This window comes from Guyparkeria sp. SB14A, from assembly GCF_005096345.1.
Classification (GTDB): Bacteria; Pseudomonadota; Gammaproteobacteria; order Halothiobacillales; family Halothiobacillaceae; genus Guyparkeria; species Guyparkeria hydrothermalis.
In genome coordinates this window covers 1-254 of record NZ_SWAW01000085.1, presented here as the reverse complement: position 1 = coordinate 254, position 254 = coordinate 1, and the positions used below count along the sequence as shown (strand labels likewise).

At 62.6% G+C, this 254-nt stretch carries 1 protein-coding gene; it reads left to right on the top strand.

The window, feature by feature from the left end; translation table 11 throughout:
* Positions 1–128: 128 nt before the first annotated feature.
* On the top strand, positions 129–254 hold a 126-nt coding region (locus FAZ79_RS11355; protein ID WP_247709556.1), incomplete at its 3' end, for an SMR family transporter.

Below are 254 nucleotides of genomic sequence, written 5' to 3'. Positions count from 1 at the left end.
ACCCCCGGGGGTTCGAGGAATTCGGATTCGACCCATTAGGCAGGCATGCTCTCCGACCAGCGAGTCGACGAGTAGGACGACGACATGACTCCCTACGCCTATTTGGCCATCGCCATCATTCTCGAGGCGTGGCCACCAACGCGCTCAAGGCAACGGATGGCTTTACTCGGCTAGGACCGAGCGCACTGGCAATCGCGGGCTACGGTGGTGCGTTCTTTTGCCTCGCGCTCGCCCTGCGGAGCATTCCGGTCGGG